We start from the raw sequence: 6,747 nt of genomic DNA on the forward strand, positions 1-6,747 counted from the left end.
AGGAGGGCGACGACTACGTCATCCTCACCGACATCCAGGGCGCCGAGGATCACCTCGGTGACATGGACTTCAAGGTCGCCGGCACCGAGGCGGGCATCACCGCCCTGCAGATGGACATCAAGATCACCGGCGTCACGCAGGACATCATGCGTGACGCGCTCCAGCAGGCGAAGCGAGCCCGCACGGAGATCCTCGCCAAGATGGCCGAAGCGATCTCCGAGCCGCGTGCCGAGCTTGCGGATCATGCGCCGCGCATCTCGTCGGTGCAGATCAACCCCGAGTTCATCGGCATGGTGATCGGCAAGGGCGGCGAGACGATCCGCGGCCTCGAAGCCGACTACGACGTGCAGATCGACATCGGCGAAGACGGCACGATCCTCGTTTACGCGACCGAGGGCACGAAGGGTGACGCTGCTGTCGCCGCGATCACCGCGCTCACGAAGTCGCCGGAGGTGGGGGACACCTACACGGGCAAGGTCGTCAAGACGACCGAGTTCGGTGCCTTCGTCGAGCTGAAGAAGGGCACAGACGGCCTGCTTCACGTCTCGAACGTTGGGCCGGGCCGCGTCGCGCACATCGAGGACGTCATGGCTCGTGGCGACGTCGTCGACGTGATCGTGCAGGAGGTCGACAAGGACCGGGGCCGCATCGGCCTCAAGCTTGTCGCGAAGCACGAGGACGGCGGGCTCGTGATGCCCGACGTGCTGATCGAGCGGGCGAAGGACGCCCCGCCGCGTGAGGCGCGCCCGCCCCGCGACGACCGTGGTGGCCGCGGCGGCCGCCGCTAGACGATCTCGTCTGTGGGCTCGCGGTGGAAGAGCGTACCGCGAGCCCACAGACTCATCGCCTAGCCTTCCTTTCCGGGGAAGAGCAAGATCCCTGAAGAACGAGCAAAGTTCTGAAGAGGATCGCGTACTCGGGCGATCGGACGCTGGCGCAGGCGGCGCCTTCGTTGCCAGTTCCGTCACGCGATCACCGGCTCGGTTGGTCAGTAAATGATCTCTTCCGCTTCCTCGACGACCTTCGGGAGATCCTTGTCCGAGAAGCGCTCGAGCACACCCGAGGCCAACAGCTTCTCTCGACCTTCCTCAGCGTCCTTGACAGAGGCGAAGTCAATCACGATGAACACCTCACTCGGGTTCTCGATGCTGCGGAGAATCCTGTGTCCTTTCGCATTGCTTCTGGCGCCGGGTTCGTCCTTGTCGAACATCGTCTTCCACATGTCGTAGTTGCCGACATTGATGCGGGTCACGATGAACGCCATTCGTACCTCCTGTTGGTGCCGCTCCAGGCGGCATGCGAACCAGCCTACGTCTTGCCCGTCTCAGGCGGAGGACTGGCCCATGCCCATGTGACAATTACGAACGCTGGCGTAGGTCGTGATGGTGTGGTCTGGGAAGCGGACCCGTTAGAACGCGTCGAGGATTGTGGTCGGCGTACTCATTCGGTCATGGGGCGATGGGCTCGCCGACGAGCTCGCGGAACGCAGGTTCGTTTCGGAGCGGGTCGAAGTCGGTGTCCTGTTTGGACAGTTCGCGAAGGCTGGGCCGCCGCTCGAAGGCGTCCCGAAGATGAGCGATTGCGTCCTCGATCCGGCCGGTCTGTGCCTCGCAGCAAGCGAGGTTGTAGAGCGGCGTCGCGTAGCCGGTGGTCTCGAGGGTGCTGCGACCCCGCTCGATCACGCCCTCGTAGTCACCGGCCTCGTACGCAGGATGGAACTCGGCCCAGACCTCCCAACCGCCGGCCTCGTAGGGCTGCCCTATCCTGCTACCCACTGCGAGCACGGTCGTCTCGGGCTCAACCGCGAAGGCTGTCCGGCTCGTCTCCGGTCCGACGAACACGAGCGCTCCTGCGGGCGCGTCGACAGTCTCGCCGTCGATCTCGAAACGCGCCCGTCCGCGGAGTACGACGTACAGCTCCTCAACGCCCTCGTCCTCTGCGTGCTCGGGCATGAGCTTGTCGCCCTCCTTGGTGCTCGTCCAGGCGTTCGCCCCGAACGCTGTGATCCCCAGATGGTGACGCACGGGCCGCATGTGCGTGTCCTCCCGGTAGGGAATGTCCTGCAACTCATCGACCGTCGCAATTCGATAGCCCACAGTTGTCCCTGCTCCTTCCCGTCCAGTGGACGGTCGTCGACCTCGATATGAATCGGATCCTAGGGATTCCCTTCTTGGTTCGCGACGTAAACCGACTGGGGGTCTGTCAGGCGGAGCTGCGAACGGGCAGGTATTGAGCGCGTATCCGGGCCGTGACGACAACGATCTCCTCTGGCCGTCGTCGATCAACGCGGTTGTCACTGGCGAATCGCTCCCCGAGGCGAGCGACTGGAGATTCGAATCGATTCGATTTGCTGCCGGATCGGCGGAGGTGTAGGGTTTCGAACCCTCGGCCGGCATAGCCCTTGTCCGAACCTCCAACGAGACCGGGATGGAACGAGTTGCTTGGAAAACACCTACTACGCTGAATCCATGCGGGAACGTCGCACTGCTGCCGCCGGGTTGATCCTGGTCGCACTTGCGATCCCGGGTGCCTTCCTGTTCGAAGTCCTCACCCGCCCCGAGGGCACCGACGGCGACAATCCGGCCGATTCGCTCGTCTACCTGCAGGAACATGCGACGGCCTATGCCTTGTCCGGCGCCTGCTTCCTGCTGGCCGCTTTCGGGCTCATCGCCGCAGCAACCTCGTTCCCCGACCGCGTGCCTTTGACGGCGGCACTCGGGTCGGTGGGCGGCGGCCTGTGGGTGTTCACAGGAGCTCTGCGCCTCTCCTCACCCGGGCCGATCGCCCATATCGAGGAGATGCGGGCCAGTTGGGGGGAGTCCGCCTACCTGGTCGTCCAGATGGCAGGAACTCAGGCGGGTCTGCTGGGCGGCGCGATGTGCTTCATCGTCTGGATGGTGCTCACCTCCGCGCTGGCGTGGCGCCGCCGTAGCCTGCCACGGTGGCTCGCGGGGCTGGGGATGGCCCCCATTGCGATACTCGTCCTCGCGGTGCTCGGGCCGGCCGGGGTCGAGCTCCCCGAGTTCATGTGGCTCGCCTACATAGCGGTTCTCGTGGTGGCGCTGCCGCTTTGGCTGCTGGGAGGTGCGGCCGCGATCCTTCGACGCACCCCGCCGCTCAGCTAGAGCACGGACGGAGAGGTGGATCGACTTCCCCGCGCGGTCGATCTCATCGCCGGCCTGGGCGGAGGAACCGTCGAGGGATACCCGGAAGATGCCGGATCGGCGCCCGCCGGTTTCCTCTACCACGGTGCCCTCTCGGCGTACGAGCAACAGGGTTTCGTTCGCGGCCGCAAGATCGGCAAGCACCGCTGGGTCGTGACGTTGGTCATCGCGCCCAAGGACGCGGCGGTCTCGTCATGACGCATACTTGGCCGCATGGATGAGGAGCGCCCTCCGATCTGTCCCGCCTGCGGTGTGACGATGATCCCGGCCGACCTCAGCGCAAGGGAAACGCGTGTAGGAGACTGGATCTGTTCCGAGTGTGAGGAGACCACCGAGCCTGACGTGACGTGAGCCGAGGCCGCACCCCCGAGCAGCACGTCGTACGACGTTCGGGCGGAACGGTCACCGGCTCCTCCGTAACTGCGGGACGTCAGGCCGCTGGGTTCTCGATGCTCGAGGACCCCGACCCTGACTCTGTCTGACCGTTCGCGATACGCGGCAGCAGCGCATCCTCTCGTCCGTAGTGGCCGACGGCATCGAAAAGACGCTTCGCGTGGAGACCGATCCGCAGGTCACAATCCGCGATCACGACCCCCTCTTCGCCGTACAGCGGGCCGGCGATCACGTCCCCGTTCGACGGCTCGACGATGACCGCGCCGCCACGCCCGAAGATCTCCCTGCCCTCCGGGAGCGGCACCGGAAAGTCATCCGGAAAGGCAGACGCTGGGATGAACTGCGGAGCCGCGACGACGAACGCGCCGGACTCGATCGCGATGTGACGCATCGTCGCCTGCCAGACGTCCGAGGTGTCAGCCGTCGGGGCAACCCAGATCTGCGGGCCGCCGCGGTAGACCGCTGCGCGGGCGAGCGGCATCCGGTTCTCCCAGCAGATGAGACCGCCGATTCGCCCCACGGGCGTGTCGACTACGTCCAGGTCGTCTCCTGCGCCGATCCCGTGGAACAGGCGCTCATGGTGGGTTGGCATGAGCTTGCGGTGTCGTGACAGAAGACCGCCGGGCCCGAGTACGAGCAACGTGTTGTAGAGCGTGCCAGGGCGTTCCGACTCGCGCTCGTTGACGCCGATCGCGCAGACGAGATCGTGACGGCGGCACGCCTCGATGAGCTCGTCGACGAGCGGTCCCGGGACGTCGACGGAACTCGCCCACATCCGCTCCCAGAGCTCGTCGAGCCCGTTCGAGCCGTCCATTCCAGCGGCCGCTGCGGCCCAGGAGTTCGACGGATAGAGCGAGACGAACGTCTCGGGCAGCACGGCGAGCCGGGCGCCCGCCGCGGCGACCTCGGCGAGCAGGTCAATCGCCTTCGTGATCGATGCCTCGGCATCGAGGATCACCGGTGTCGCCTGGACGGCGGCGATACGAACGGTCGGAAACGTGGTCATGGCCCTCCTCCATTCCGAGAGTCCAGCTGCGAGCACGCACACTACTCAGCCTCACGCCGTCCCGTCGATCCTGGTTCAGGACCCGTGCACCCGCACTCGCGATTAGGGTGCAGAGCGTGAAACCCCATCGACTGACAATCCTCCCCGGCGGCGAGCGCGTGATCACAGAGCGGATCGAGGGCGTCCGCTCCGCCGCGATCGGCCTCTGGATCGGGGCCGGCTCCCGTGACGAACCCGTCACAAAGGCCGGGGTCTCGCATTTCATCGAGCACCTGCTCTTCAAGGGGACGGAACGCTACGACGCCGTCGAGATCGCTGAGCTGTTCGACACCATGGGGGGCGAGCTCAACGCCGCAACGTCACGCGAGACGACGGTCGTCTACACCCGCGTCCCGGACGACCATCTCGATGTCGCGCTCGAGGTGATGACGGACATGGTGTTCGCTCCGTCGCTGAACGACATCGACTCGGAGCGAGAGGTCGTGCTCGAGGAGATCGCAATGGTCGACGACAACCCGCAGGATCTCGTCCACGACCTCGCAGCCGAATCCGTGTTCGGAGACCACCCGCTCGGTCGCCCGGTGATCGGGAGAGCCGAGGTGATCGCCTCGATCTCGCGCAGGTCGCTGCTCGGCTACCACCGCAGCGCCTACGCGGGGCCAAATGTCGTCCTCGCCGCCGCCGGCAACGTCGATCACAAGCGCATCGTTGCTGCGCTCCGGAAGAGTCGGAAGGGGGTGGAGTCGAAGGCCGCCGCGCTTCCCCGCAAGCCCGCCGGGCGCGTCGCTGCTCCCGGTATCCGGTTCCTGAAGAAGAACACCGAGCAGTACCACGTCTGCCTCGCCGGTCCCGGGATCCGCCGGGACGACCCCCGCCGCTACGCCTCGGCACTGCTCGACGCCATCCTCGGCGGCTCGGCGTCCTCGCGACTCTTCCAGGAGATCCGGGAGAAGCGCGGTATGGCGTACTCCGTCTACAGCTACGGATCGCAGTACCTCGACGCCGGTCAGATCGGCATCTACGTCGGCACCCGCGAAGAGAACCTGCGGGAGTGCCTCGAGGTGATCGGAGCCGAGCTCCGCGACGTCGGCGCGGGCAATCTCAGGAACGGCGAGCTCGAGCGCGCCAAGGAGAACATGAAGGGCCGCCTCCTGCTCTCGCTCGAGTCCACCTCGGCCCGGATGAGCCGGCTCGGGAAGGCTGTTGTGCTGGGGATGGAGATCCTCCCGATCGAGGAGATCGAACGACGGATCGTCGCCGTGACCGAGGACGATGTGGCAGCGCTCGCCCGCGATCTCTACACGCCCGAGCTCCTCTCGGCGGCGGGGATCGGCCCGAGCGAGAAGCTCTTCCGGACGGCGGTGCAGCGCCTCAATCCCTCGGCCGTCGAGCGTGCGGCATGAGAGTCCTGATCTTCGGGCGCGAGGGCAAAGTCGGAGCTGTCCTCATGCAGGCGCTCGCCGCGGCCGGTCACGACGTCCGCGGAGTGGAGGCTGGGGAACCGCTCGACCTCGAGGGCATCGACGCGGCGGTCGACTTCACGACGCCAACTGCCGTCCTCGGCAACGCGACGGCGACACTCGCTGCCGGCGTCCCGTGCGTGATCGGCACGACGGGGCTCGGCGACGACGACCTCGCGCAGCTCGATCGCCAGGCGCGCGAGACGACGACGCAGTGCTTCGTGGCGGCGAACTTCGCGCTGGGCGCCGTCCTCATGATGCGGTTCGCGGCCGAGGCGTCGCGCTCGTTCCCGCGGGCGGAGATCATCGAGCTCCACGCCGACACGAAGCTCGACGCGCCGTCAGGTACGGCGAAGGCAACCGCTGCCGGGATGGGCGGCGACGTCACGATCCACTCGGTGCGGCTCCCGGGTCTCATAGCCCATCAGGAGGTGATCCTCGGAGGCCTGGGGGAGACGCTGACGATCCGACACGATACGACCTCGCGCGAGGCGTTCGTGCCGGGCGTTCTGCTCGCACTCGATCGCGTCCGTGGCCTTCCCCACGGGCTCACGGTCGGTCTCGACGCGCTCCTGTAGGGGCGACGCACACGCTCGCGCGGATGCGTCGCCCGAGGTGGACGCGAGGAGGGCGACGCAAGGCGGCCGACGCGAGGAGGGCGACACATGGCGGGCGACGCATGGCGGGCGACGTGAGGAGGGCGACGCGAGGAGGGTGACGCATG

At 66.7% G+C, this 6,747-nt stretch carries 8 protein-coding genes; 5 read left to right on the forward strand and 3 right to left on the reverse strand.

The annotated features are described in order from the left end of the window. On the forward strand, positions 1-788 hold a 788-nt coding region (locus ABIR74_RS04475), incomplete at its 5' end, for a S1 RNA-binding domain-containing protein (RefSeq protein WP_348175420.1). Between the two features lie 200 nt (positions 789-988). Here the strand turns inward: ABIR74_RS04475 and ABIR74_RS04480 are convergent. Beyond that, complete coding sequence (locus tag ABIR74_RS04480; RefSeq protein WP_348175421.1) at positions 989-1,264, reverse strand: hypothetical protein; 276 nt, start codon at positions 1,262-1,264, stop codon at positions 989-991. 184 nt (positions 1,265-1,448) lie between these two features. Then, positions 1,449-2,096 (reverse strand): hypothetical protein, encoded by a 648-nt coding sequence (locus tag ABIR74_RS04485; protein ID WP_348175422.1) that lies wholly within the window; start codon positions 2,094-2,096, stop codon positions 1,449-1,451. Positions 2,097-2,441: 345 nt separating this feature from the next. Between ABIR74_RS04485 and ABIR74_RS04490 the strand changes: the two genes are divergently transcribed. Together ABIR74_RS04490 and ABIR74_RS04495 are read left to right on the forward strand one after the other, a co-directional pair. Further along, a complete protein-coding gene (locus tag ABIR74_RS04490; protein WP_348175423.1) occupies positions 2,442-3,125 on the forward strand; it encodes a hypothetical protein in 684 nt (227 codons plus the stop codon). Positions 3,126-3,140: 15 nt separating this feature from the next. Beyond that, entirely contained in the window at positions 3,141-3,362 is a 222-nt protein-coding gene (locus tag ABIR74_RS04495) for a hypothetical protein (RefSeq protein WP_348175424.1), read from the forward strand. Between the two features lie 232 nt (positions 3,363-3,594). Here the strand turns inward: ABIR74_RS04495 and ABIR74_RS04500 are convergent, their stop codons facing one another. Further along, on the reverse strand, positions 3,595-4,563 hold the full coding sequence (locus ABIR74_RS04500; protein ID WP_348175425.1) for a carbon-nitrogen hydrolase family protein: 969 nt from the start codon (positions 4,561-4,563) through the stop codon (positions 3,595-3,597). A 116-nt stretch (positions 4,564-4,679) separates the two neighbouring features. On the opposite strand from ABIR74_RS04500, the gene ABIR74_RS04505 reads away from it, so the two are divergent. Beyond that, positions 4,680-5,966 carry a pitrilysin family protein gene (locus tag ABIR74_RS04505; RefSeq protein WP_348175426.1) on the forward strand — a complete coding sequence of 429 codons (1,287 nt, stop codon included), beginning with the start codon at positions 4,680-4,682 and terminating at the stop codon, positions 5,964-5,966. Next, a complete protein-coding gene (locus ABIR74_RS04510) occupies positions 5,963-6,601 on the forward strand; it encodes a dihydrodipicolinate reductase C-terminal domain-containing protein (protein WP_348175427.1) in 639 nt (212 codons plus the stop codon). The genes ABIR74_RS04505 and ABIR74_RS04510 overlap by 4 nt, the downstream gene beginning before the upstream one ends. Positions 6,602-6,747 lie beyond the last annotated feature (146 nt).

Origin of the sequence: Gaiella sp., assembly GCF_039915195.1 — a bacterium.
Taxonomy (GTDB): domain Bacteria; phylum Actinomycetota; class Thermoleophilia; order Gaiellales; family Gaiellaceae; genus Gaiella.